This is a genomic window from Streptomyces sp. NPDC060366 (genome assembly GCF_042725135.1).
GTDB lineage: Bacteria > Actinomycetota > Actinomycetes > Streptomycetales > Streptomycetaceae > Streptomyces.
The window spans coordinates 1-23,637 of sequence record NZ_JBHXDC010000006.1 but is presented as its reverse complement, the minus strand read 5'-3'; the positions used below and the strand labels follow the sequence as shown (position 1 = coordinate 23,637).

Below are 23,637 nucleotides of genomic sequence, written 5' to 3'. Positions count from 1 at the left end.
GGGCCCGTTACCCCGGCACCACTCGCGCCATGAACTCACCGACGGCCAGCCGCACGTCGTCCGCCGTCCACTCCAGCCCGTCCGAACCCACCGTCACCTCCGCCACCGCCACACCGGGCGGGCCCGCACCCGACTCGAACCAGCGGCGGAACAGCGTCACACCGGTCTCCTCGGCCTGCCGTACGGCCGCCTCGTTGAGCACCGCCGCGTCGTGCGGAAGCCACACCTGGAACTGGTGCGTGTGCGGTGTACGTGGATGTACGCGGAACCACGGGGCCGCCGATTCCCCCGCCGCGCCCGGCGCCGGTGCCGCGAACGCCTCCGCCAGCGCCGTGGCGACCACGCGCGCGTGCGCCACGTACGAAGGCAGCCGCGGCAGCTCCCGCTCAAGCCCCAGCAGCGCGGACAGCGCCGCCGGATACTGCTGGAAGAGCTGCCCTCCGTACCGATGCCGCCACACCCGCGCCTCCTCCACCACCGCCGACGGGCCCACGAGCATCGCCCCCGACAGCCCGTCCAGGGATTTGTAGAAGGACACGTACACGCTGTCCGCGAGCCCCGCGATCTCCTTCAGCGGCCGGCCGAAGTGCGTCACGCACTCCCACAGCCGCGCGCCGTCGAAGTGCACCACCGCGTCCCGCTCGCGCGCCGCCGCCACCACGGCGACGAGCTCGTCCCACGTCGGCAGCACGAACCCCGCGTCGCGCAGCGGCAGTTCCAGCATCAGCGTGCCGAACGGCTCGTCCGCGGCGTGGATCTCCTCGGCCGTCGGGAGCCGGGGCGCGGACGTCGGGTGGACCGTACGGAGGCCGCTGACGACCGACAGGGCGCCGCCCTCGTGCACCTCCGGGTGCGCCTGCGGATGCAGCGCCACGGTCGCGTTCCCGGTGCGCCCCGCCCAGCACCGCAGCGCCACCTGCTGCGCCATGGTCCCGGTCGGGAAGAACGCGGCGGCCGGGAAGCCGAGCAGGTCCGCCACCCGGCTCTCCAGCTCCGCGACGACCCCGTCCCCGTACACGTCCGTCCATTCGTCCAGGTCATGGACCGATGACGCGTCGGCCGCCAGAGCGGCCAGCCGCTCACCGAGGGGCCGGTCGGCCGAGCTGCGCCAGAGGGTCCGTCCGGACGCCTTCCAGGCGGCCAGCCGCCGCCGTCGTTCGTCCTGTTCGCTGATGTCTGCCATGGGGGGATCATCGTCCACGGGGCAGACGGGTCCCAGTCCTTCACCGGGGTCGCCCACAGCCTGTGGACAGTCGGGGAATGCCACGAAACGCTGGCGTAGCATGGCGAGAAATCGTCCGGTACCCGTCGCGGACTGGAACGGAAGGCCCCGCCGCGTGAACGCATCAGCAGTTCCCAGAGATCCACGTGACCCGAGGGACAGGCCCGCCCGGCTCACGGTCGGAGTCGTCGGTTCCGGCCGCGTCGGGCCGACGCTGGCCGCCGCTCTCCGGCTCGCGGGCCACCGCCCGGTCGCCGCGTCGGGCGTCTCCGACGCCTCCGTACGGAGGGCGGCCGTCCTGCTCCCCGACGTGCCCCTCGTGACGCCCGCCGAAGTGCTGGCCCGCGCCGAACTGGTGCTGCTGACCGTCCCGGACGACGCCTTGCCCGGCCTGGTCGAAGGGCTCGCCGAGACCGGAGCCGTACGGCCGGGACAGCTGCTGGTCCACACGTCCGGGCGGTACGGCACGAAGGTGCTTTCCCCCGCCCTGCACGCGGGCGCGCTGCCGCTCGCGCTCCACCCCGCGATGACGTTCACCGGCACCTCCGTGGACGTCCAGCGGCTGGCGGGCTGCTCCTTCGGGGTCACGGCGCCCGACGAACTGCGGCTCGCCGCTGAGGCGTTGGTCATCGAGATGGGCGGCGAGCCCGAGTGGGTCGAGGAGGACGCCCGCCCGCTCTACCACGCGGCCCTGGCGCTCGGCGCGAACCACCTGGTCACGCTGGTCGCGCAGTCGATGGAGCTGCTGAGCAAGGCCGGCGTCGCCGCGCCGGACAGGATGCTCGGCCCGCTCCTCGGCGCCGCCCTCGACAACGCGCTGCGCTCCGGCGATGCCGCGCTCACCGGTCCCGTGGCGCGCGGCGACGCCGGCACCGTCGCCGCGCATGTCGCCGAACTGCGCGAGCACGCGCCCGCCGTCGTGCCGGGCTATCTGGCGATGGCCCGTACGACGGCAGACCGGGCGCTCGCCCACGGGCTGCTCAAGCCGGGGCTGGCCGAGGACCTGCTGGACGTCCTCGCCGACGGTGACCACCACGGGGGAAGCGCCCGATGAGCCTCGAAGTGGCCTCCACGCGCGCGGAGCTTCACCGGCTGCTCGCCCGGCACGGCGAACGGCCCGCGGCAACCCATGAGCCCGCACCCGCCGCCCGTACCGCCGTCGTCATGACGATGGGCGCCCTCCACGACGGCCACGCCGCGCTGGTACGTGCCGCGCGGGCGCACGTCGGCCCGGCCGGTTCCGTCGTCGTCACCGTCTTCGTCAACCCGCTCCAGTTCGGCGCGGGCGAAGACCTCGACCGCTACCCCCGGACACTCGAATCGGACCTCAAGACGGCCGAGGCGGCGGGCGCCGACGCCGTGTTCGCGCCGTCCGTCGACGAGGTGTACCCGGGCGGCACGCCCCAGGTGCGGATCTCCGCCGGCCCGATGGGGGAGCGCCTCGAAGGCGCCGCGCGGCCCGGACACTTCGACGGCATGCTCACCGTCGTCGCGAAGCTGCTGCACCTCACCGCCCCCGACGTCGCCTTCTACGGACAGAAGGACGCCCAACAGCTCGCGCTGATCCGGCGGATGGCCCGCGACCTGAACTTCCCGGTCGAGATCGTCGGCGTGCCGACGGTCCGGGAGGGCGACGGTCTCGCCCTCTCCAGCCGCAACCGGTTCCTCTCCGCCGCCGAGCGCCGTACCGCCCTCGCGCTCTCCCTCGCGCTCTTCGCCGCGAGAGACCGTCTGGGCGCCCAGCACGCGCTGCGCGCCCGCGCGGAGTCCGCGCCCACGTCCAATGCCCGCGCCGCCGCCCTCTCCGCGCTCGGCGAGGCCCGTGCCGCCGCCGACACCCACGCGGTGGCGCACGCCGCCTCACGTACGCCGCCGACGCGGGGCTGCGGCGCGCACGCCGTACGGTCCGCGGCCCGCGTCGTCCTCGACCAGGCGGCCAGGGACAACCGGTCCTTCACGCTCGACTACCTGGCCCTCGTGGACCCCGCCGACTTCACCGAGGTCCCCGACGACCACACCGGCGAGGCGATCCTCGCCGTGGCCGCGCGGGTCGGCGCGACGCGGCTGATCGACAACATCCCCCTGACGTTCGGAGCCGCCCAGTGACCGCCGAGTCCGCCCGGACGCCGGAGCCCGGCCTGCCGGCCGGCATCCAGCTCACCGCGCCCGTGCCCGGCTGGGCCATCGACGCCGACGTGGTCGTGGTCGGCTCCGGCGTCGCCGGACTCACCGCGGCGCTGCGCTGCACGGCGGCCGGGCTCAGGACGGTCGTCGTCACCAAGGCACGCCTCGACGACGGCTCCACCCGCTGGGCGCAGGGCGGCATCGCCGCCGCCCTCGGCGAGGGCGACACCCCCGAGCAGCATCTGAGCGACACCCTCGTCGCGGGCGCGGGCCTCTGCGACGAGGAGGCCGTACGCACCCTCGTCACCGAGGGCCCCGACGCCGTACGCCGCCTGATCGGGACTGGCGCGCGGTTCGACACGTCGGCGACGGGCGACCTCCAGCTGACGCGCGAGGGCGGCCACCACCGCCGCCGTATCGCCCACGCGGGGGGCGACGCGACCGGCGCGGAGATCTCCCGCGCCCTGGTGGACGCGGTGCGCGACGCCTCACTCCGTACTGTCGAGAACGCGCTGGTCCTCGACCTCCTCACGGATGAGTACGGCAACACCTCCGGCGTCACCCTCCATGTGATGGGCGAGGGTCAGCACGACGGCGTCGGAGCGGTCCGCGCCCCCGCCGTGGTCCTGGCCACCGGCGGCATGGGCCAGGTCTTCTCGGCGACGACCAACCCCGCCGTATCGACCGGCGACGGCGTTGCCCTCGCGCTCCGCGCCGGCGCCGAGGTCTCCGACCTCGAATTCGTGCAGTTCCACCCGACGGTGCTCTTCCTCGGCGCCGGATCGGAGGGCCAGCAGCCGCTGGTCTCCGAGGCGGTACGGGGTGAGGGCGCCCATCTCGTGGACGCCGACGGGGTCCGCTTCATGCTCGACCAGCACGAACTCGCCGAGCTGGCGCCCCGCGACATCGTCGCCAAGGCCATCATGCGGCGGATGCGGGAGCAGGGCGCCGAGCACATGTATCTGGACGCCAGGCACTTCGGCGCCCGGATGTGGGCCGACCGCTTCCCCACGATCCTCGCCGCCTGCCGGTCGCACGGCATCGACCCGGTCACCGAGCCGATCCCGGTCGCGCCCGCCGCCCACTACGCCTCCGGCGGCGTCGTCACCGACCTCCGGGGCCGTACGACCGTGCCGGGCCTCTACGCCTGCGGCGAGGTGGCCTGCACGGGCGTGCACGGCGCGAACCGGCTGGCGTCCAACTCGCTGCTCGAAGGACTGGTGTTCGCCGAGCGCATCGCGGCCGACATCGCCGCGGTCGCGGCGGCTCCCCGCCCCGAGCCCTCCGCCGACCGGCCCCCGGCCACCGCGCACGGGACGGCCGATGCCACCGCCCTCCTGCCGCTCATCGCCCCCGAGGCACGCCTCACGATCCAGCGGATCATGTCCAAAGGCGCGGGGGTCCTCAGGTCCGCCACGAGTCTGGGCGTGGCCGCCGAGGCCCTGGAGGCGGTGCACCAGGAGGCGCTGCGCCCCACGGACCCCGGAAAACCCGCCCAGCCGGGCGTCGAGTCGTGGGAGACCTCCAACCTCCTGTGCGTCGCCCGCGTCCTGGTGGCCGCCGCCCTGGAGCGCGAGGAGACCCGCGGCTGCCACTGGCGCGAGGACTTCCCCGAGCGGGACGACACCGACTGGCGCCGCCACCTCGTCGTAAGGCTCGGGGCGGGCCGCGCCCTGGAGCTGAGCCGTACCGACACCCCCGCATTTCCCGCCGTACGCCCAGCAGATCCCCCCGTCCCCAGGGAGCCGTCACCGTGAGCACGCCCGAAGACAGTCCGCGCCCCGAGGCCGTGGACGTACCGCTCATCCAGATCGGCGCCCCGGCGTCGGCCGCCGGGGGCTGCGGAGACGGCTGCGGCTGTTCCGACGGGGAGGACTCCCTGGAGTGCGGTCTCGACCCCGCGCTCGCCGCGCTGCTGGCCGAGGCCGGGCTCGACCCCGTACAGGTCGAGGACATCGCCCACGTCGCCATCGGCGAGGACCTCGACCACGGCGTGGACGTGACGAGCGTCGCGACCGTCCCCGCCGACGCCGTCGCCACCGGCGACTTCACGGCCCGCAGGAGCGGCACGGTCGCCGGACTGCGCGTCGCCGAGGCCGTCCTCTCCCTCGTCTGTACGGAGGACTTCGAGGTCGAGCGGCACGTCGAGGACGGTGACCGCGTCGAGGCCGGTCAGAAGCTCCTCAGCGTCACCACCCGCACCCGTGACCTGCTCACCGGCGAGCGCAGCGCGCTCAACCTCCTGTGCAGGCTCTCCGGCATCGCGACCGCCACGCGCGCGTGGGCCGACGCGCTCGAAGGCACCGGCGCGAAGGTGCGCGACACCCGTAAGACGACACCCGGTCTGCGCGCCCTGGAGAAGTACGCGGTGCGCTGCGGCGGCGGCGTCAACCACCGGATGTCGCTCTCCGACGCCGCGCTCGTCAAGGACAACCACGTGGTGGCGGCCGGCGGGGTCGCCGAGGCCTTCAAGGCCGTACGGGACCAGTTCCCCGATCTGGCGATCGAGGTGGAGACGGACACGCTCCAGCAGGTCCGCGAAGTCCTCGACGCGGGCGCCGACCTGATCCTGCTGGACAACTTCACCCCCGCCGAGACCGCCGAGGCCGTCGCGCTCGTCGCCGGCCGGGCCCTGCTGGAGTCGTCCGGCACGCTGGTCCTGGAGAACGCCCGCGCGTACGCCGAGACCGGCGTCGACTATCTCGCCGTAGGCGCCCTCACGCACTCCGCCCCGATCCTCGACATCGGCCTCGACCTGCGCGAGGCGGGAGTCTGATGCTGCTCACCATCGACGTCGGCAACACCCACACCGTGCTCGGTCTCTTCGACGGCGAGGAGATCGTCGAGCACTGGCGCGTGTCCACCGACTCACGCCGTACGGCCGACGAACTCGCCGTCCTCCTTCAGGGACTGATGGGGATGCATCCGCTGCTCGGCGACGAACTGGGCGACGGCATCGAGGGCATCGCGATCTGCTCCACCGTGCCGTCCGTCCTGCACGAACTGCGCGAGGTGACCCGCCGCTACTACGGAGACGTGCCCGCGGTCCTGGTCGAGCCCGGCATCAAGACCGGCGTGCCGATCCTGGTCGACAACCCGAAGGAGGTCGGCGCCGACCGCATCATCAACTCGGTCGCCGCCGTCGAGCTGTACGGCGGTCCCGCGGTCGTCGTCGACTTCGGTACGGCCACGACGTTCGACGCCGTGAGCGCGCGCGGGGAGTACACGGGCGGGGTCATCGCGCCCGGCATCGAGATCTCCGTGGAGGCGCTCGGCATCAAGGGCGCCCAGCTGCGCAAGATCGAGCTGGCGAGGCCGCGCAGCGTCATCGGCAAGAACACGGTCGAGGCGATGCAGTCGGGCATCGTCTACGGGTTCGCCGGCCAGGTCGACGGCGTCGTCACACGGATGGCGCGCGAGCTGGCCGAGGACCCGGGCGAGGTGACCGTGATCGCGACGGGCGGCCTGGCGCCGATCATCCTCGGCGAGTCGTCGGTGATCGACGAGCACGAGCCGTGGCTGACGCTGATCGGCCTGCGACTGGTGTACGAGCGCAACGTGTCACGCATGTAGGGCCGTCGTCCGCAGAGCCCGCTGTTCGGATCGGGGTGCCGGGCCGCCACGTCGGGCCGCCGGGCCGGGCCGTATCCGAACGGCGGACCCCGGTCCCCGCCGCGCCGCTTCCGTCGCGTTTAGACGATTTTGTGCGGTTCGTGAGTATCGTCACCTCATGCCCACGCCATACGGATCCCGCGGCGGCATGGCGTTCGGCGCAGACGAGCTGCGTGTGCTCCGAGGCGCCCTCGCCGTCGCTCTCCACCCCGCTCCCCTCCCCGACGAGGACGTCCAGGCATGCCTGCGCCTCGCCGAGTCCGTGGACGAAGCGGTCCGCGAGGCCGGCCGGCTGCGCGCGTTCCTCCTCGCCGACCTCGCCCGCTACCGCGCCGCGCTTCCCGGCTCTGCCGCCGGTTATCTGGAGCTTCTCCAGGACGCCCTGGCCGCCGGGTACGACCCCCGTCCGGAGGACCTCATGGCTCTGCGCACCCTGTGCCCCGCACCCGCCGCCACCGCGCTGCTCGACCGCTGCCGGCGGATCGCCGAGAACTCCGTACGGGCCCGCCTCGCCGGCCGCCAACCCGCCGCTCCCGCGCCCCGTACCCGGCTGCTGGCGCTCCAGGGAGGCCGCGCCGCAGCCGACCCGGACCGGCCGAAGGAGGAGCCGGGAAAGGCCCCGGGAAAGGCGCCCACGCCGCCCCGCCGTCCGGCGGCCCCCGGGCGACCCGCCACCGAGCGCCCGATGCCCAAGCCGTCCGAGGTGTTTCCGCCACGCCGTAAGCCCACGCCCCCGGCGGAACGGCGGGCCGCCGGATAGCTACTCTGGTCCCATGGACTACGTATCCGCTCTCCTGCCGCCCGTGGTGATGGCCGCCTTCTTCATCGGCCTGGTCGTGACGATCGTCAAAAGCCAGGGCGGGGACAACAAGTCGAAGGAGGACGCGGCCGTGGACGCGGCGATCGCCCGCGCGGAGGCCGTGAAGCAGCCGGGTACTCCGTCAGGAGCCTGACGCACCGGGCTGTAGATCAGGACGTACGACTTCCACCATGTCGTACGTCCTTTTTGTTACGTCAATAACCGGCCATTCGGACATCTCGCACTATGGTTGCGGTGTGCCCCGCCAATTGGGAGACCTGGAAGACGCCGTCATGAGTCGCGTCTGGCAATGGAACCGTCCGGTCACCGTCCGGGAAGTCCTCGAAGACCTTCAGCGGGAACGGTCCATCGCCTACACGACCGTCATGACCGTAATGGACAATCTCCATCAGAAGGGCTGGGTGCGCAGGGAAGTCGACGGCCGCGCCTATAGATATACGGCGGTCTCCACGCGTGCCGCCTACGCGGCGGCGCTGATGAACGAAGCCTGGTCGAAGAGCGACAACCCGGCGGCCGCTCTTGTCGCCTTCTTCGGGATGATGTCGCCGACGCAGCGCGACGCCCTGGAGGACGCGGTCCGTATGGTGCGGCGTGACCAGCCGGAAGTCGAGGCCGAAGCCGCACCGGGGGCAGTGCCGGAAGTTCCGTCTGAAGCCCCGTCAGAAACTGCCCCCGAAGTCCCGGCCGAAGTCCCTGCCGAAGCACCTGGTGAAGTCCCGGACGAAGTGCCCGCCGAAGTCCCGTCCGAGGGCGCCGACCGAGAGCATCCAGCGGGGCGATAGCGTCCAGTCATGTCCTCTGAGGTTCCGAAAGCCGCGGCGAATGCCATCACCGTCCGGCGGGCCAGGACGAGCGATGTGTCCGCGGTCCGTCGTCTCGTCGACCCGTACGTGAGTGAAGGCATCCTGCTCGACAAAGCGACGGTGACGCTTTACGAGGACATCCAGGAGTTCTGGGTCGCCGAACGCGACGACGACGCGGCGGTCGTCGGATGCGGCGCACTCCATGTCATGTGGGAAGACCTCGCCGAAGTGCGCACACTCGCGGTGGATCCACGGTTCCGGGGCGACGGCATCGGGCGTCATGTGCTCGACAAGTTGTTGCAGACCGCCCGGTGGCTCGGTGTGCGGCGCGTATTCTGTCTCACCTTCGAAGTCGACTTCTTCATCAAGCACGGCTTCGTGGAGATCGGTGAGACTCCTGTCGACGGAGATGTCTACAGCGAGCTGCTGCGTTCCTATGACGAGGGTGTGGCCGAGTTCCTCGGTCTCGAACGGGTGAAGCCGAACACCTTGGGTAACAGCCGGATGCTTCTGCACCTGTGAGCGGCTGAAGAACCCGGAACCCTATGTCCGAATCGCGCACGTTTCCCGTGTTCTTGTGCTACTGAACCTCTGCCGGGGGTTTGTGTTTTCCTGAGAAAAGCGGTTTCCTTTCGGCGTACTGCATTTTCGATGAAAGGAAAACCGGTGGCACAGAAGGTTCAGGTCCTTCTTGTTGACGACCTCGACGGTGGCGAGGCGGACGAGACCGTCACGTTCGCGCTGGACGGCAAGACCTACGAGATCGACCTCACGAACGCGAATGCGGACAAGCTTCGTGGGCTGCTCGACCCGTACACCAAGAGTGGCCGTCGCACCGGTGGCCGTGCCGCCGGTGGCCGTGGCAAGGGCCGCGCCGCCGCGGGTGGGAACAAGGACACCGCGGAAATTCGCAAGTGGGCCAAGGAGAACGGCTACAGCGTCAACGATCGCGGTCGCGTTCCGGCCGAGATCCGTGAAGCCTACGAGAAGGCCAACGGCTGAGATTTCGTACGTGCCGTTTCTCCACGAAGCAATCGGGCCCGGTGGCACTGAGTCGCCGCCGTGTCCACGAGTCGAACGAGATCGGGGACACCCCCACCACTGTCCCCGTGTCCGGCACTCCCTCCGGGGCCGTGTCCGATCTGAGTGAGAGCCGGCAGGGTCGGCTCCACCTCGCGTCCCGGCTCGGGGGGCCGCAGCCACACGGCGGCCCCCTGCTCCGCTCCCGGGCGTCCGTCCCCCGCTCCGCCTCGCGCCTGAATCCCCGTCGGCCCCCGAGGGCCTCTCGGCCCCGTCGGCCTTCCCGGCGGCTCCGGAGCGGTCATCCGGCCGCCGGCGCCCACCGCGGTCAGATCCAGCGTGATCCCGCCCCACTCCAGCCAGTCGAGCAGCCCCGGCAGTTCCTCCGCGCCGCCCGCGGCCACCAGCAGCCGCATCCGGCCCTCCACGAGCGCCACCGGCCCGGTCCCGGACGCGTCGATCCGGCGCAGCAACGCGGCGCCCGCGTCGGCCGGCAGCTCCAGAACGTCGAAGCGGAGCCCGGTCAGCAGCGCGACGGGTGGCCCCGGCGCCGTGGCCCAGCCCAGCTCGTGCTCGTACCAGAAGGCACTGCCGCCTTCGAGCGGCAGCGGCGCGCGGGGGAGCGGAACGGGGAGAGCCATGTTCGGACCAACTCCCCTTCGCCGCTTTGAGTTACGCGCTGTTGCCATGCGCTCGCTCCGAGTGTTCATCGTGGGGGCGTACTGAAGCATTCGGGAGTGCAAGGGTGTTCGCCCGTAGCGGAGGGAACCGGGGTGCGCCGCATGGACTGTCGGTGCTTGCGGGTAAGACATTCCTAGTGGGGAGGGTCGACACGCGGTCCCGGACGTCTCACGTTCGCCATCGGCGTACCGATAGCGGGGGTATCTGTCTGGCCTGCGGGAACATCGTCTCGCACCATCAGGTTGGAGCAGATGTCGGCTGTTCGTGAGGAAAGTTCGCCGCCGAGGCGGGGTGATCACGGCGGATGTCGGCAGTTGGAATGAGCGGTCCCCGCTTGCGGGACTAAGCTGCGGAAGGACAGGGAGGGGACCGACCCCTTTACTGCCTGACCGCTCTGAGGAGCGATTAACGATGTTCGAGAGGTTCACCGACCGCGCGCGGCGGGTTGTCGTCCTGGCTCAGGAAGAAGCCCGGATGCTCAACCACAACTACATCGGCACCGAGCACATCCTCCTGGGCCTTATCCACGAGGGTGAGGGTGTCGCCGCTAAGGCCCTGGAGAGCCTCGGGATTTCGCTCGAGGCGGTCCGCCAGCAGGTGGAGGAGATCATCGGGCAGGGCCAGCAGGCTCCGTCCGGCCACATCCCCTTCACGCCCCGTGCCAAGAAGGTCCTGGAGCTGTCGCTCCGCGAGGCCCTTCAGCTCGGCCACAACTACATCGGCACCGAGCACATCCTGCTCGGCCTGATCCGCGAGGGCGAGGGCGTCGCCGCCCAGGTCCTCGTGAAGCTGGGCGCCGATCTCAACCGGGTGCGGCAGCAGGTCATCCAGCTGCTCTCCGGTTACCAGGGCAAGGAAGCCGCCACCGCCGGCGGCCCGGCCGAGGGCACGCCCTCGACCTCGCTCGTCCTGGACCAGTTCGGCAGGAATCTCACGCAGGCCGCCCGTGAGTCCAAGCTCGACCCGGTCATCGGGCGCGAGAAGGAGATCGAGCGGGTCATGCAGGTGCTGTCCCGCCGTACGAAGAACAACCCTGTTCTCATCGGCGAGCCCGGCGTCGGCAAGACGGCGGTCGTCGAGGGACTGGCGCAGGCCATCGTCAAGGGCGAGGTGCCCGAGACCCTCAAGGACAAGCACCTCTACACCCTGGACCTCGGCGCCCTGGTCGCGGGCTCCCGCTACCGAGGTGACTTCGAGGAGCGCCTGAAGAAGGTCCTCAAGGAGATCCGCACCCGCGGCGACATCATCCTGTTCATCGACGAGCTCCACACCCTCGTGGGTGCGGGCGCCGCCGAGGGCGCGATCGACGCGGCTTCGATCCTGAAGCCCATGCTCGCCCGTGGAGAGCTCCAGACCATCGGTGCGACGACGCTCGACGAGTACCGCAAGCACCTGGAGAAGGACGCCGCGCTGGAGCGCCGCTTCCAGCCGATCCAGGTGGCCGAGCCGTCGCTGCCGCACACCATCGAGATCCTCAAGGGTCTGCGGGACCGTTACGAGGCGCACCACCGCGTGTCCATCACGGACTCCGCGCTGGTCGCAGCCGCGACGCTCGCCGACCGTTACATCTCGGACCGCTTCCTGCCGGACAAGGCGATCGACCTGATCGACGAGGCCGGCTCACGGATGCGCATCCGCCGGATGACCGCTCCGCCGGACCTCCGCGAGTTCGACGAGAAGATCGCGAACGTCCGCCGCGACAAGGAGTCGGCCATCGACTCCCAGGACTTCGAGAAGGCAGCTTCGCTCCGCGACAAGGAGAAGCAGCTGCTGGCCGCGAAGACCAAGCGGGAGAAGGAGTGGAAGGCCGGCGACATGGACGTCGTCGCCGAGGTGGACGAGGAGCTGATCGCCGAGGTCCTGGCGACCGCCACGGGCATCCCGGTCTTCAAGCTCACCGAGGAGGAGTCCTCGCGGCTGCTCCGCATGGAGGACGAGCTCCACAAGCGCGTCATCGGCCAGAAGGACGCCATCAAGGCGCTCTCCCAGGCGATCCGGCGTACGCGGGCGGGTCTGAAGGACCCCAAGCGTCCCGGTGGCTCGTTCATCTTCGCCGGCCCCTCCGGAGTCGGTAAGACGGAGCTCTCCAAGACGCTCGCCGAATTCCTCTTCGGCGACGAGGACGCGCTGATCTCCCTCGACATGTCGGAGTTCAGCGAGAAGCACACGGTTTCGCGTCTCTTCGGTTCTCCCCCCGGATACGTGGGGTACGAAGAGGGCGGCCAGCTCACCGAGAAGGTGCGCCGGAAGCCGTTCTCCGTCGTCCTCTTCGACGAGGTCGAGAAGGCCCACCCCGATATCTTCAATTCCCTTCTGCAGATCCTGGAGGACGGTCGGCTGACCGACTCCCAGGGCCGGGTCGTGGACTTCAAGAACACGGTCATCATCATGACGACCAACCTCGGGACCAGGGACATCTCCAAGGGGTTCAACCTGGGCTTCGCCGCCCAGGGCGACACCAAGTCCAACTACGAGCGGATGAAGAACAAGGTCAACGAAGAGCTCAAGCAGCACTTCCGGCCCGAGTTCCTCAACCGTGTTGACGACACGGTCGTCTTCCACCAGCTCACCGAGGAAGACATCATCCAGATCGTCGACCTCATGGTGGACAAGGTGGACGAGCGCCTGAAGGACCGGGACATGGGCCTCGAGCTCAGCCCGAACGCCAAGGCGCTGCTCGCCAAGAAGGGCTACGACCCCGTTCTGGGCGCCCGGCCGCTGCGCCGGACGATCCAGCGCGAGATCGAGGACATCCTCTCCGAGAAGATCCTCTTCGGTGAGCTGCGCCCCGGTCACATCGTGGTCGTGGACACCGAGGGCGAGGGCGAGGAGAAGAAGTTCAGCTTCCGTGGCGAGGAGAAGTCGGCTCTGCCCGACGTCCCGCCGATCGAGCAGGCGGCCGGCGGCGGCGCCGGTCCGAACCTGACGAAGGAGGCGTGAGCCGGGGCTGAGCCGCTGCGCTCGGCCTGAGAGCCCGCAGTCGAAGGGGTGGCCCGAGACCGTAAATGGTCTCGGGCCACCCCTTTGTCGTACCTGCGGTCCGCCCTCTTCCGGGCCCCTTCCGAGGGCCTCTTCCGCGCTTCGGTCATGCCTCGGTCGCACCTCCGTCCTGGCCCCCCGCGAGGCCCGTTGAGAGCCCCCCGCCGTGACAAGCCGCACACCCCTTTCCGCGCCTACGACCAGGAATAGTGGTGAAGCGGATGATTGTGGCGGGACCTTCGGAAAGGTCCGCCTCGGGACCAAGGTCCCGAGGCCCCGGAAAGGGGCGGTGGCCCGGCCGCCGACCGGATGCGCACCACTCTGACGTGCGAATAAACGGTATCTAATACGGACATTTCGATTCAAGACGGAGAAGCGTCTCGGGTCGTCAAGGGGTCGATCTGCCGGTGCCGCGACTACGACGACATGTCGTAGATGGGCGGTTTGGGGTGTGATGGGCGGTCGGGTTACCAAGGTGAGGCAAGCCCACCCGGTGCCTGAGTGCCGGGTCCATTGACGCCCCGGAGGTTTCTCAATGTCGCAGCGCACCACGCCCCGCCAGTCCACGCTCCGTACTCGTGCCGCCATCCTGGCCGCCGGACTCGGAGTGACGACGGCGCTCGGAGCGGGGGTCGCGTTCGCCGCGAACAGCAGCGGCGACGCCGGCGCCCCCGCCGCCGTAGCCGCCGACAAGGCCCACTCGGAGAAGGCGACCGCAGCCAAGGCCGCCGACAAGGCCAAGGACAAGGCCAAGAAGGCCAAGAACCCCACCTGGGCCAAGCCGGTCTCCAAGTACACCCTCAGCGCCACCTACGGCCGCGGTGGCGGTATGTGGGCCAGCAAGCACTCGGGCCAGGACTTCGCCGTCTCCGTCGGCACGAACGTGAAGGCCGTCCACAAGGGCACCGTTGTGAAGGCCGGACCCAACGGCGCCGGTGACGGCCCCGCGTACGGCAACGCGATAGTCGTCAAGCACGGCACCGGGCCGAGCGCGAAGTACTCGCAGTACGCGCACCTGTCCAAGGTGAAGGTGCACGCCGGCCAGAAGGTCGACAAGGGCCAGAGCATCGCGCTCTCCGGCAACACCGGCAATTCGAGCGGCCCGCACCTGCACTTCGAGATCCGCTCGACCCCGAACTACGGCAGTGCGATCAACCCGGTCTCGTTCCTGCGCTCGGCCGACGTCATTCTGTGACGCCCTGAGCCTGCACCATCAGATCGGTGGCGACCTCGAGGATGGCTTCCTGCTTCTCCTCGGGGTCGCCTTCGACGTCCCTGAGCGCGAACATGCCGGCGTGCATGGCGAAGATCGCGGTGAAGCAGCGCACGCGGTCGGTCATCGTCCCCTCGGGCTGCTTGAGCAGCTCCAGGAGCCGCATCATGCGGCTCTTGAAGGTCTCGCCGACGCTCAGGTCGCGCATCGTCGCCTGGTTCTCCTGCATGAAGCGGAACAGGGGCGCCGCGGCGGCGAGCGCGTCGCTGTAGCGGCGCAGGATCTCCTTCTTCGCCTCCAGGGTCGGCGGCTGTGTCTCGCCCCAGGCGATCAGCTCGTCGATCGGCCTGGCCAGGTCCTGGAAGAGGCTGACCAGGATGTCTTCCTTGGTCTTGAAGTGGTAGTAGAGCGCCGCCTTGGTGACCTCCAGGTGCTCGGCGATTTCGCGCAGTGAGGTCTTCTCGTAGCCCTGCTCGGCGAAGAGTTCCAGCGCGACGTCCTGGATGCGCTGACGGGTGTTGCCCCGACGTGGCTGCGCCGTGCTGCTCATGCTGCTCTCCCGAGTTACTTACTTGACGACCGGCAAGTGACAGGTCTACCTTCCCCGAGTGTACTTACTTGCCGGTCGGCAAGTAAGTAGAAGAACGGGGCCAGGAACAAGGGGAGTGGGGGACCATGTCGCTCGACGCGGTGGGGTCGGAACAGAAGACTAAGGCGGAGCCACAGCCGCGCAGCGTGCGGGTGGTACTGCTCGCGCTCATGATCGCGATGCTGCTCGCCATGCTGGACAACATGATCATCGGCACCGCGATGCCGACCATCGTCGGCGAGCTGGGCGGGCTGGAGCACCTGTCCTGGGTGGTCACCGCCTACACCCTCGCCACCGCCGCGTCGACCCCGATCTGGGGGAAGATCGGCGACATGTACGGGCGGAAGAAGATCTTCCTGCTCTCCATCGTCATATTCCTGATCGGCTCGGCGCTCAGCGGCATGGCCCAGGACATGGGCCAGCTCATCGGCTTCCGCGCCGTCCAGGGCCTGGGTGCCGGCGGACTCATGGTCGGTGTCATGGCGATCATCGGAGACCTCATCCCGCCGCGTGAGCGCGGCAAGTACCAGGGCATGATGGCCGGCGTGATGGCCCTCGCCATGATCGGCGGACCGCTGGTCGGCGGCACCATCACCGACCACCTCGGCTGGCGCTGGAGCTTCTACATCAACCTGCCGCTCGGCGCCGTCGCCCTCGCGATGATCGTGACCGTGCTGCACCTGCCCGCCGTGGAGCGGACCAAGAACAAGATCGACTATCTCGGCGCGGCCCTGCTGACGGTCGGCATCACCTCGATCGTGCTGGTCACCACCTGGGGTGGTACGGAGTACGCCTGGAGCTCCGCGGTGATCATGGAGCTGATCGCCATCGGCGTCGTCACCCTCGTCTCGTTCGTGTACGTACAGACCAAGGCGCCCGAGCCGATCCTGCCGTTGCACATCTTCCGCAACCGAAACTTCAGCCTCATGCAGGTCATCGGCTTCCTGACCGGTTTCGTCATGTTCGGAGCCGTACTCTTCCTGCCGCTGTACCAGCAGTCCGTCCAGGGCGCCTCGGCGACCAACTCCGGTCTGCTGCTCCTGCCGCTGCTGCTGTCGATGATGGTTGTCTCGCTGTTCGCGGGCCGGGTCACCACCAACACGGGCAAGTACAAGATCTTCCCCATCGTCGGCAGCGCCCTGATGGTCACCGGGCTCCTCCTGCTCGCGCAGATGGACACCGGGACCTCCCGGCTCACCTCCGGCGTCTACATGGCCGTCCTCGGCGCCGGGATGGGCTTCCTGATGCAGATCACCATGCTCGTGGCGCAGAACAGCGCCGAGCCGAAGGACATGGGCGTCGCCTCGTCCTCGACCACCCTCTTCCGTACGCTCGGCAGCTCCTTCGGCGTCGCCATCATGGGCGCACTGTTCACCAGCAAGGTGCAGGAGGAGATGACGGCGCGCGGTGGTGACGCGGTGACGCAGCAGTCCGCGCAGCTCGACGCGGCGAGCCTGGCCAAGCTGCCGGACGCGGCGCGTGAGGCGTACCAGATCGCCGTGTCCTCCGGAACGCACGTGGCCTTCCTGCTGGCCGGTTCCGTCGCGGTGATCGGCTTCGTCGCGGCGTTCTTCGTCAAGGAGGTCCCGCTGCGGGGCGCGGGCCCCGAGAAGGCCGGCGCGGCGGACAAGGGCGTGGCTCCGCCCGACGGGGCGAAGGTCGCGCAGTCCGTCTAGAGCGTCCCCGGCCGGTGTCGGGTGCGCTGTGGACGGTGGGGGGCGTTGTCGGTGGGCCGTGCCGGCGTCGGGGACGTGAAACAGCGAGCAAGCAGGTCAGCCGCCGCAGGTGCCCCTCAGGCACCTGCGGCGGCCGCGTCTGGCCAAGGACGCCATGGACCGCGACCGGGCGTCAGTCCGGCAGTGTGATCATCGGGAAGCTGCCCGTCGCCGTCGGGGCGTGCTCGGGGAGCCAGAGGACCGCGATCGCGCCGCCCGTCTCGTCCGGGCCCGGTATCGGGCCCTCGGGCGCCGCGTTGCGGAAGGTCAGCCGTGCCCCGAGAACGCGCGCCTGACCGGCGGCGATGGTCAGGCCGAGACCGTGGCCGTGCCCCGCGCGATCGCTCGCGCCCGTACGGAACCGGCTCGGCCCGTCACGCAGCAGCGCCTCGGGAAAGCCGGGACCGTGGTCGCGTACACGTACCACCCGGCCCTCGACGGTCACCTCGACGGGCGTGCCGCCGTGCTTGGCCGCGTTGGCCAGGAGATTGCCGAGGATGCGTTCCAGACGGCGCGGATCGGTGTTCACCCGTGAGTCGTGCGCGACATGGATCCGCACATCGGGATCGAGCAGCGCCACCCGCCTGCTGACGAACTCGCCGAGCGCCACCTCCTGGAGTTCGGCGCGTTCCGACGCGCTGTCCAGCCTGGCGACCTCCAGCACGTCCTCGACCAGCGTCCGCATGGCCTGGGCGCGGTCCCGCACCAGCTCGGTGGGGCGGCCCGGCGGCAGCAGCTCCGCGGCCGTCAGCAGCCCCGTCACGGGCGTACGGAGCTCGTGCGCGATATCGGCGGTCACCCGGCGCTCCGCCTCGATGCGTTCGTTCAGCGCGTCCGTCAGGGCGTCGACCGCGCGGGCCAGCTCGTCGGTCTCGTCCCGTACGACTCCGCCGACCGCCTCCCGTACGCGCACGTCCGTATTGCCCTGCGCGACCTTGCCGGCGGCGGCCGCCGCCTTGCGCAGCCTGCGCGAGAGCTGCCCGCCGATCAGCACTCCCAGCGCACTGCCGCCGACGACCACACAGACCGAGCCGATCAGCAGGGCCCGGTCGAGGTCCTTCATGATCGTCGCGGAGCGGTCGGCGAACTTGCTGTGCAGGGAGAGCACCCCGTTCTCCAGCGGTACGGCCGCCCAGACGTCGGGCGTCCCCTCCCCCGAGTCGCGCACATAGGTGGCACGTCTGCCCTCCTGCACCTTCTTCCGCAGGTCGTTCGGGAGCACGGGGTCGTTCAGCTTCGTGCCGAACTTCAGCTCATGGGTCGAGTCGTACATGCGCTGCGCGAACAGCAGCCGCTCCAACTGCACCTCACGCGCGTTGTCCAGCATCGAGACCTGAGCCGCGTTGTGCACGACAAGGCTCAGCGCCAGCGCGATGAGGGCGCCGACCGCCGCGATCGCGATGCTGATCTTCCACCGGACGCCGGTGCGCAGGGCGAGGCGCTTCATGCCTTGAGCTTGTAGCCGAAGCCGCGGACCGTCTCGATCCGGTCCTGTCCGATCTTGGCGCGCAGCCGCTGCACATGGACGTCGACCACGCGCGTGTCACCGCCCCAGCCGTAGTCCCAGACGCGTTCGAGCAGCTTGTCACGGGACAGGACGGTGCCGGGCGCGGCCGAGAACTCGATCAGCAGCCGCATCTCGGTCGGCGTCAGCGACACCGGCTCACCCCCTTTGCGTACCTCCATGCCCTCCTTGTCGATCTCCAGATCGCCGAAGGACAGCGCGCCCTGCTCGTCCGCCCCCTCCTGCCCGCCCTGGTCCCCGGCCGGTCCGCCGGCGTGCCCGAAGCGGCGCAGCACCGCGCGGATCCGGGCGACCAGCACCGCGCCGTCGAAGGGCTTGGTCACGTAGTCGTCGGCCCCCGCCTCCAGGCCGAGCACCACATCGATCGAGTCGGCGCGCGCCGACAGCATGATCACGGGCACCGTCGACTCGTCCCTGATACGGCGGCAGAGACTGACACCGTCGAGGCCCGGCACCATCACGTCCAGCAGCGCGATGTCCGGCCGGTCGGCCCGGAACGCCTCAAGACCGGACAGGCCGTCAGGCATGGCCGTCACCGTGAAGCCGTCACGCTCCAGCGCGAGTTGGGTGGCCTCGCGGATGACGTCGTCGTCCTCGACGAACAGGACATGGGTCTCCAGCATCCGGCAGCTCAGCTCTCTCAGTTCCCGATCGACGCGGACGGCGCGGGGGCGTCCACGGGGCCGTTGACGACCGCTCCGCTGTAGTTGTTGCGCACCCGGTAGCGCTCGGTGAATCTCGTGTCGGCCCAGCCGTAGGTCACGATGTCCTCGCCGGACGGATACGAGACGGGGTCGCCCTTCGCGTACACCTGGCGGGTCACCACCAGCTCGCCGCGGTCGATCGTGGCGTACACGGCGGGTTCCTCGGCGACGAAGACGTTCTCGTACCGCTGCTGGTCGGACTCGCGGTAGACGTACGTCCCCAGGCCCACGGCGTCGTCGCAGCTCATCACGTTGACCACCACGTCCGGCGCGGTGCCGTCGGTCAGATTCCCGTACGAGGTGTCCACCGGGTAGGCGTCCTCGGAGCACGGCTTGAGGTCGGCCTTGACCTGCCCGCTCACCTTGGGGTCACGCTGGAGCAGGGCCACCGGGTCGATGTCCTCGGCGGGCATGGCCGAGTCCGTGTCGGTCGGCGGCGTGACGGGGTCGGCGGTGGCGACGGCGGCGGCGCCCTCGTCCCTGGTGCCGGTCGCGGTCGTGGAGCCGATGGCGAACACGCCGAAGGCGACGATCACGACCAGCGCCAGGGCGCCGGTCGCGGTCGTCGTTGTCAGTGTCAGCCGTTTCAGGGTCCGGCTCGCCGGTGTGTCACCGGGCGATATGTCGTCGGCCGCCGCCCGGCCGGTCTTGGTGCGGCCGGTCTTGGTGCGGCCGGTCTTGGTTCGGCCGGGCGCTGTGCCGTCGGGCGCCGTGCCGTCGGTGGCGCTCCGGGCCGCCGGCGTACGACCGCTCGTCGTTCTCGGCGCAGGGGTGCCGTCTCTGTCGCGCTTCAGGCCGCGCACCGCTCCTGCCCCCGTCCGTCGCGACGATAACCGGCACGCTCCGGAGCCTGGGCGCGCGGACGGCGTCGCTCCGGCTGCCGGTTCCCCGGCGTCCGGCGCTCCACATCGCGGCGTGCCAGCTCCCGGGCCTCCAGCTCCTCACGGAGTTTGGCCAGCGCCCGGTGCAGCGTGCTCTTCACCGTACCGGTAGACATGCCGAGCGCCGCCGCCGTCTCCTCCGTGCTCATCTGCTCCCAGTGCCGCAGCACGACGACGCTGCGCTGCTTCGGCGCCAGGACCCCGAGGATGTCGATGAGCAGCGCTCGGTCGGCGCGCTGGTCGGATCCGTCCTCGATGCAGGGCTCGGGCAGCTGCTCGGTCGGCACCTCTTCGAGCCTGCGCGCCCGCCACCACTCCGTACGGGTGTTGATCATGACGCGGCGCAGATACGCGTCGGCGAGCGACTTGTCGGCGATACCGTCCCACCGGCCGTACGTACGGGCCAGGGCGGTCTGGAGCAGGTCCTGGGCGTCGACGGGATCGGGGACCAGCCGCCTGGCACTGCGCAGCAGAGCTTCCTGCCGGGTGCGTACGTACTCCTCGAATTCGAGCACCTCGCCGTTCGCCATGCCAACCGCCTCCCACCCCGTGAACCGCACCGCTCGCCGCGCTGCTGTCGTCCTCCGTGCTGCCTTACGTCCCAGAAGTTACGGAGGCGTTGTCACGAGGTCGTGCGCGCCAGCCCTCGGCGGGCGCACGGACATCCATCGGTTGTGTAACGGCGCAGGGATGGAACGGACGAAGCCGCGACAAGTGGCGTGACATTCGAACGGCCGGCCCGCAGGGGGCCGGCCGAGCCGGATCGAATGGGGCGTCGCCGGGTGGTAACAGAGGGTCGGGCGGAAAGGGCCGGGTGGTGCGCTCAGGTCTGCGGCAGTCGGTACAGGTCGTCGGCCAGCGGCTCGACCAGCCCGTCGGCCACCAGCCCGTCCAGCGCCCTGGCCCGCTGCACCGGTTCCTCCCACACGCCGTCGAGCACCGCGAGCGGCACCGGCCCCACCGCCTCGCGCAGTACGGCGAGCAGCTTGCCCCGCACCTGGCGGTCGGTGCCCGCGTACGTCTGGCCGCGCCGGGCCGGGCCCTGGTGCGCCGGTTTGCCGGCCTGCCGCCAGGCGCACTGTGACGCGATGGGGCAGCGCGCGCAGTCCTCGTTCTTCGAGGTGCACACGAGCGCGCCGAGTTCCATGGACGCGGCGGCCCAGCGGGCGGCCGTCTCCTCGTCCACGGGCAGCAGCGCGCGGGCCAGCCGGCGCTCGGCGGCCGTCGTCGCGTTCGGCGGGTACTGGATGCCGGCGGCGGCGCGCGCGAAGACGCGCCGCACGTTCGTGTCGAGGACGGCGTGCCGTTGTCCGTACGCGAACGAGGCCACGGCGGCGGCCGTGTACTCGCCGATCCCGGGCAGCGCGAGCAACTGACCGTGCTCGCGGGGTACGTCGCCGCCGAACCGCTCCGTTATCGCCAGGGCCGCTCCGTGCAGCCGCAGCGCCCGGCGTGGATAGCCGAGTCTGCCCCAGGCGCGTACCGCTTCGCCGGGAGCCTCGGCGGCCAGGTCGGCCGGGCGGGGCCAGCGCGCGAGCCACTGTTCGTACACCGGGAGCACCCGGGCGACCGGGGTCTGCTGGAGCATGAACTCGCTGACCATCACGCCCCAGGCGCCCGTGTCGGGGCGGCGCCAGGGCAGGTCGCGGGCGTGCGCGTCGAACCACGCGATGACGGGATCGTGAAGGGCGGCCGGGTCGGTGACCGGCGGCGTAGTCGCAGAAGTCGCAGTCATGGCACCACCGATCCTGGCACGTTCAGGGTTGGGGGTGGTGCATCCGGGCCGCCGTGCGCCCGGCGTCGCGGGGAGTGACGGGGGCGTGAAGGGGGCGCGTTGTTGGTCGTGCCCGCCCGGCCGACGGTGGGGGACGCGGGAGTGAACCGCGCGCTCAGGGGCGCGCGCCGTGGCGGCCCCTCTGCCGGCGGAGCCGGCGGGAGTCCCCGACAGGTCCGTGCCCCGCTCCGTGCCCGGACTCCGGTCCGTACCCCGACGCCTGGCCGGACCCCTCGCCGTGGACCTGTCCCGAACCGATGTCGGGCCGGACGGCCGGCCCCGGCCCCGCGAACCAGACCACCACACCCGTACGGCTCGTCCGCATCGTCTCGATCAGCGCCCGAGCGGGCCGCGTCAGCGCCAGGACGACGAGCGTGGCGACCAGCCCGCCGAGCACCAGCCCCACCGCCACGTCGTGCGGATAGTGCACGCCGACGAAGACCCGCGAGAAGGCGGCGAAGAGCGCCAGCGGGAGCGTGAGGATCGCGATCTTCCGCCAGGCGATGGCGAGCGCGATCGCCGCCGCCCCGGCGATGGTCGAGTGGTTGCTGGGGAACGACCAGTCGCCGACCGGCGGACAGGTCGCCAGTGACGCCGCCGCTCCGGCGACCGCGCGGCACGGCCGGTCCTCCTGCACGGCGCTCTTGAACAGTTCGCTGCACACGTACGCGACGGCGGTCGCCAGCGGCCCAACTACCGCCACGGCCATGGCCCGTGAGTCCGCGGACCGGGTGCGCCACCAGCTGACGAGGAACAGAACTCCGAAGATCAGGATCACGGCCTCCGTCCCTATCTCGACGAAGTGCCCTACCCAGGAAGGCGATTGCTGGGCGAGGTCAGTAATGTCGCGGTAAAGGCCGCTGGTGACGGAGGGGTCCATGATTACGGACGGTACCTTCCTCGCTCCGGCTCGCGCATCTCGCCATCGGCGGCCGAACCCCTGACGAAAGTGACAAGTAGGGGCACACGGGCGGTCGTCGCGTGATGATGATCCGTAAAACTTGCGAGACGAGCGGCATGTGGGGCGGGAGTTGGGCCTGAACTCTCGTAGAGTTTGCGTCGTGGGATCTATGCGCAATCCGGTCGGGCCGCTTCCCTCCTCCATCTACTGGCGACGGAGGGCAGTAGCGGCGACTCTGATCGCGCTGCTCGCGTTGCTCGTCGTATGGGCCGTCACATCCAACGGTGGTGAAGGCGGGAAGAAGCGCGACGACGGCGCGAACGGAGAAGGCCCCGCGCCCTCGATCACTCCGGGACCGTCCGGATCCGGACCCGCGATCAGTGAACAGCCGGGCGGACGCGACGAGTCGGACGAGACCGGCGGCAACGGCGGCGGCGACCAGGGTGGTACGGACGCGGGCGCCGACGGCGGTGGCAGCGGCGAGAACAGCGGTGGTGGTACGGGCGGATCCGCCGGTTCGGGCGGCGCCGCGAACGGCGGCGGCAGCGGTGGCAGTGGCGGTGACGGCGCGAGCGGCGGCAGCACGGGCGAGCAGGTCCCGGTCGGATCGAGCCTCCCCGACTGCGCGCCGAGCGCGCTGACCCTGAAGCTGGAGAGCCGGAAGGTCGCCTACGAGCCGGGCGAGAAGCCCACGTTCAGGATCGTCGCCACCAACGGGTCGGCCAAGGACTGCAAGGCGGACCTCGGGCCGAAGTCCGTGGTGCTGACCGTCACCGACGCCGAGAGCGACGAGGTCTGGTCCTCCAAGGACTGCCCCAAGATCGGTCAGTTGCTGCTGAAGGTGCCCGCCGGCGGGACCGTCACGCGCACGCTTGTCTGGGACCTCACGCAGAGCGCCCCGCAGTGCGCCACACCCCCGCCGGGCAAGGCCGAACCGGGCACCTACCTGGTGGAGGCGGCGGCGCCCCGCGCGACCGTGAAGCAGGGCCAGACGTCGATCCGCCTGGACAAGGACTGACACGCACGCAGGGCCCACGTACGTAGGAGGGCGGCACCACCGACGCGGTGGTGCCG

Annotated in this window: 23 protein-coding genes; 14 read left to right on the top strand and 9 right to left on the bottom strand. The window is 70.5% G+C overall.

Annotation, left to right across the window (positions count from 1 at the left end; translation table 11 throughout):
- Positions 1 to 7 precede the first annotated feature (7 nt).
- Complete coding sequence (locus ACFWHU_RS16945; protein ID WP_387225417.1) at positions 8 to 1,183, bottom strand: threonine aldolase family protein; 1,176 nt, start codon at positions 1,181 to 1,183, stop codon at positions 8 to 10.
- Positions 1,184 to 1,337: 154 nt separating this feature from the next.
- Here ACFWHU_RS16945 and ACFWHU_RS16940 point away from each other — a divergent pair, with 154 nt between their 5' ends.
- The 10 genes from ACFWHU_RS16940 to ACFWHU_RS16895 all read left to right on the top strand — a co-directional run bounded on the left by ACFWHU_RS16940 (position 1,338) and on the right by ACFWHU_RS16895 (position 9,583).
- Positions 1,338 to 2,276, top strand: a complete 939-nt coding sequence (locus ACFWHU_RS16940; protein WP_385798316.1) for a Rossmann-like and DUF2520 domain-containing protein — start codon at positions 1,338 to 1,340, stop codon at positions 2,274 to 2,276.
- The gene (panC, locus tag ACFWHU_RS16935; protein ID WP_387225416.1) at positions 2,273 to 3,328 is read left to right on the top strand and encodes a pantoate--beta-alanine ligase; all 1,056 of its coding nucleotides are present in this window, start codon (positions 2,273 to 2,275) and stop codon (positions 3,326 to 3,328) included. The genes ACFWHU_RS16940 and panC overlap by 4 nt, the downstream gene beginning before the upstream one ends.
- Positions 3,325 to 5,103 carry an L-aspartate oxidase gene (locus ACFWHU_RS16930; protein WP_385798313.1) on the top strand — a complete coding sequence of 593 codons (1,779 nt, stop codon included), beginning with the start codon at positions 3,325 to 3,327 and terminating at the stop codon, positions 5,101 to 5,103. Before panC ends, ACFWHU_RS16930 begins: the two co-directional genes overlap by 4 nt.
- Positions 5,100 to 6,122: a carboxylating nicotinate-nucleotide diphosphorylase gene (gene nadC / locus ACFWHU_RS16925; protein ID WP_147878357.1), complete on the top strand. Its 1,023-nt coding sequence runs from the start codon at positions 5,100 to 5,102 to the stop codon at positions 6,120 to 6,122. Before ACFWHU_RS16930 ends, nadC begins: the two co-directional genes overlap by 4 nt.
- Positions 6,122 to 6,919 carry a type III pantothenate kinase gene (locus ACFWHU_RS16920; RefSeq protein WP_078075763.1) on the top strand — a complete coding sequence of 266 codons (798 nt, stop codon included), beginning with the start codon at positions 6,122 to 6,124 and terminating at the stop codon, positions 6,917 to 6,919. Before nadC ends, ACFWHU_RS16920 begins: the two co-directional genes overlap by 1 nt.
- A gap of 187 nt (positions 6,920 to 7,106) precedes the next feature.
- Positions 7,107 to 7,718 (top strand): hypothetical protein, encoded by a 612-nt coding sequence (locus ACFWHU_RS16915; RefSeq protein WP_387225688.1) that lies wholly within the window; start codon positions 7,107 to 7,109, stop codon positions 7,716 to 7,718.
- A gap of 13 nt (positions 7,719 to 7,731) precedes the next feature.
- Positions 7,732 to 7,911: a hypothetical protein gene (locus ACFWHU_RS16910; protein WP_385798310.1), complete on the top strand. Its 180-nt coding sequence runs from the start codon at positions 7,732 to 7,734 to the stop codon at positions 7,909 to 7,911.
- A gap of 139 nt (positions 7,912 to 8,050) precedes the next feature.
- Positions 8,051 to 8,560, top strand: coding sequence for a BlaI/MecI/CopY family transcriptional regulator (locus tag ACFWHU_RS16905; protein ID WP_387225686.1), 510 nt, complete (start codon positions 8,051 to 8,053; stop codon positions 8,558 to 8,560).
- A 9-nt stretch (positions 8,561 to 8,569) separates the two neighbouring features.
- On the top strand, positions 8,570 to 9,103 hold the full coding sequence (locus tag ACFWHU_RS16900; protein WP_147878355.1) for an amino-acid N-acetyltransferase: 534 nt from the start codon (positions 8,570 to 8,572) through the stop codon (positions 9,101 to 9,103).
- Between the two features lie 144 nt (positions 9,104 to 9,247).
- The gene (locus tag ACFWHU_RS16895; RefSeq protein ID WP_023539576.1) at positions 9,248 to 9,583 is read left to right on the top strand and encodes an Lsr2 family protein; all 336 of its coding nucleotides are present in this window, start codon (positions 9,248 to 9,250) and stop codon (positions 9,581 to 9,583) included.
- Here the strand turns inward: ACFWHU_RS16895 and ACFWHU_RS16890 are convergent.
- Positions 9,562 to 10,242 carry an SCO3374 family protein gene (locus tag ACFWHU_RS16890; RefSeq protein ID WP_387225415.1) on the bottom strand — a complete coding sequence of 227 codons (681 nt, stop codon included), beginning with the start codon at positions 10,240 to 10,242 and terminating at the stop codon, positions 9,562 to 9,564. The genes ACFWHU_RS16895 and ACFWHU_RS16890 overlap by 22 nt on opposite strands.
- 451 nt (positions 10,243 to 10,693) lie before the next feature.
- Between ACFWHU_RS16890 and ACFWHU_RS16885 the strand changes: the two genes are divergently transcribed.
- Positions 10,694 to 13,222: an ATP-dependent Clp protease ATP-binding subunit gene (locus tag ACFWHU_RS16885; protein ID WP_382570164.1), complete on the top strand. Its 2,529-nt coding sequence runs from the start codon at positions 10,694 to 10,696 to the stop codon at positions 13,220 to 13,222.
- A gap of 574 nt (positions 13,223 to 13,796) precedes the next feature.
- A complete protein-coding gene (locus tag ACFWHU_RS16880) occupies positions 13,797 to 14,456 on the top strand; it encodes a M23 family metallopeptidase (RefSeq protein WP_385798304.1) in 660 nt (219 codons plus the stop codon).
- Here ACFWHU_RS16880 and ACFWHU_RS16875 read toward each other — a convergent pair.
- Positions 14,446 to 15,024, bottom strand: a complete 579-nt coding sequence (locus tag ACFWHU_RS16875; protein WP_387225414.1) for a TetR/AcrR family transcriptional regulator — start codon at positions 15,022 to 15,024, stop codon at positions 14,446 to 14,448. The genes ACFWHU_RS16880 and ACFWHU_RS16875 overlap by 11 nt on opposite strands.
- 125 nt (positions 15,025 to 15,149) lie before the next feature.
- Here ACFWHU_RS16875 and ACFWHU_RS16870 point away from each other — a divergent pair, with 125 nt between their 5' ends.
- Complete coding sequence (locus ACFWHU_RS16870; RefSeq protein ID WP_385798300.1) at positions 15,150 to 16,739, top strand: MDR family MFS transporter; 1,590 nt, start codon at positions 15,150 to 15,152, stop codon at positions 16,737 to 16,739.
- 172 nt (positions 16,740 to 16,911) lie between these two features.
- On the opposite strand, the gene cseC is transcribed toward ACFWHU_RS16870, so the two are convergent.
- From cseC to ACFWHU_RS16840, 6 genes are all read right to left on the bottom strand, one after another.
- Positions 16,912 to 18,225 (bottom strand): two-component system sensor histidine kinase CseC, encoded by a 1,314-nt coding sequence (gene cseC, locus ACFWHU_RS16865; RefSeq protein ID WP_387225413.1) that lies wholly within the window; start codon positions 18,223 to 18,225, stop codon positions 16,912 to 16,914.
- Positions 18,222 to 18,926 carry a two-component system response regulator CseB gene (cseB, locus tag ACFWHU_RS16860; RefSeq protein ID WP_385798296.1) on the bottom strand — a complete coding sequence of 235 codons (705 nt, stop codon included), beginning with the start codon at positions 18,924 to 18,926 and terminating at the stop codon, positions 18,222 to 18,224. Before cseB ends, cseC begins: the two co-directional genes overlap by 4 nt.
- Positions 18,927 to 18,943: 17 nt before the next feature.
- The gene (locus tag ACFWHU_RS16855) at positions 18,944 to 19,810 is read right to left on the bottom strand and encodes a hypothetical protein (RefSeq protein ID WP_387225412.1); all 867 of its coding nucleotides are present in this window, start codon (positions 19,808 to 19,810) and stop codon (positions 18,944 to 18,946) included.
- Positions 19,798 to 20,418 (bottom strand): SigE family RNA polymerase sigma factor, encoded by a 621-nt coding sequence (locus tag ACFWHU_RS16850; protein ID WP_385798292.1) that lies wholly within the window; start codon positions 20,416 to 20,418, stop codon positions 19,798 to 19,800. The genes ACFWHU_RS16855 and ACFWHU_RS16850 overlap by 13 nt, the downstream gene beginning before the upstream one ends.
- Before the next feature lie 293 nt (positions 20,419 to 20,711).
- Positions 20,712 to 21,623 (bottom strand): A/G-specific adenine glycosylase, encoded by a 912-nt coding sequence (locus ACFWHU_RS16845; protein WP_387225411.1) that lies wholly within the window; start codon positions 21,621 to 21,623, stop codon positions 20,712 to 20,714.
- A 154-nt stretch (positions 21,624 to 21,777) separates the two neighbouring features.
- The gene (locus ACFWHU_RS16840) at positions 21,778 to 22,542 is read right to left on the bottom strand and encodes a phosphatase PAP2 family protein (protein ID WP_387225410.1); all 765 of its coding nucleotides are present in this window, start codon (positions 22,540 to 22,542) and stop codon (positions 21,778 to 21,780) included.
- A 181-nt stretch (positions 22,543 to 22,723) separates the two neighbouring features.
- On the opposite strand from ACFWHU_RS16840, the gene ACFWHU_RS16835 reads away from it, so the two are divergent.
- The gene (locus ACFWHU_RS16835) at positions 22,724 to 23,581 is read left to right on the top strand and encodes a hypothetical protein (RefSeq protein WP_387225409.1); all 858 of its coding nucleotides are present in this window, start codon (positions 22,724 to 22,726) and stop codon (positions 23,579 to 23,581) included.
- The last annotated feature ends 56 nt before the right edge of the window (positions 23,582 to 23,637 follow it).

Bases quoted from the DNA above. Each gene is read 5' to 3' on its own strand.
- ACFWHU_RS16945 (WP_387225417.1), bottom strand. From the start codon at position 1,183: ATGGCAGACATCAGCGAACAGGACGAACGACGGCGGCGGCTGGCCGCC.
- panC (WP_387225416.1), top strand. From the start codon at position 2,273: ATGAGCCTCGAAGTGGCCTCCACGCGCGCGGAGCTTCACCGGCTGCTC.
- ACFWHU_RS16920 (WP_078075763.1), top strand. From the start codon at position 6,122: ATGCTGCTCACCATCGACGTCGGCAACACCCACACCGTGCTCGGTCTC.
- ACFWHU_RS16915 (WP_387225688.1), top strand. From the start codon at position 7,107: ATGGCGTTCGGCGCAGACGAGCTGCGTGTGCTCCGAGGCGCCCTCGCC.
- ACFWHU_RS16910 (WP_385798310.1), top strand. From the start codon at position 7,732: ATGGACTACGTATCCGCTCTCCTGCCGCCCGTGGTGATGGCCGCCTTC.
- ACFWHU_RS16905 (WP_387225686.1), top strand. From the start codon at position 8,051: ATGAGTCGCGTCTGGCAATGGAACCGTCCGGTCACCGTCCGGGAAGTC.
- ACFWHU_RS16900 (WP_147878355.1), top strand. From the start codon at position 8,570: ATGTCCTCTGAGGTTCCGAAAGCCGCGGCGAATGCCATCACCGTCCGG.
- ACFWHU_RS16890 (WP_387225415.1), bottom strand. From the start codon at position 10,242: ATGGCTCTCCCCGTTCCGCTCCCCCGCGCGCCGCTGCCGCTCGAAGGC.
- ACFWHU_RS16885 (WP_382570164.1), top strand. From the start codon at position 10,694: ATGTTCGAGAGGTTCACCGACCGCGCGCGGCGGGTTGTCGTCCTGGCT.
- ACFWHU_RS16880 (WP_385798304.1), top strand. From the start codon at position 13,797: ATGTCGCAGCGCACCACGCCCCGCCAGTCCACGCTCCGTACTCGTGCC.
- ACFWHU_RS16875 (WP_387225414.1), bottom strand. From the start codon at position 15,024: ATGAGCAGCACGGCGCAGCCACGTCGGGGCAACACCCGTCAGCGCATC.
- ACFWHU_RS16870 (WP_385798300.1), top strand. From the start codon at position 15,150: ATGTCGCTCGACGCGGTGGGGTCGGAACAGAAGACTAAGGCGGAGCCA.
- cseC (WP_387225413.1), bottom strand. From the start codon at position 18,225: ATGAAGCGCCTCGCCCTGCGCACCGGCGTCCGGTGGAAGATCAGCATC.
- cseB (WP_385798296.1), bottom strand. From the start codon at position 18,926: ATGCTGGAGACCCATGTCCTGTTCGTCGAGGACGACGACGTCATCCGC.
- ACFWHU_RS16850 (WP_385798292.1), bottom strand. From the start codon at position 20,418: ATGGCGAACGGCGAGGTGCTCGAATTCGAGGAGTACGTACGCACCCGG.
- ACFWHU_RS16845 (WP_387225411.1), bottom strand. From the start codon at position 21,623: ATGACTGCGACTTCTGCGACTACGCCGCCGGTCACCGACCCGGCCGCC.
- ACFWHU_RS16840 (WP_387225410.1), bottom strand. From the start codon at position 22,542: ATGGACCCCTCCGTCACCAGCGGCCTTTACCGCGACATTACTGACCTC.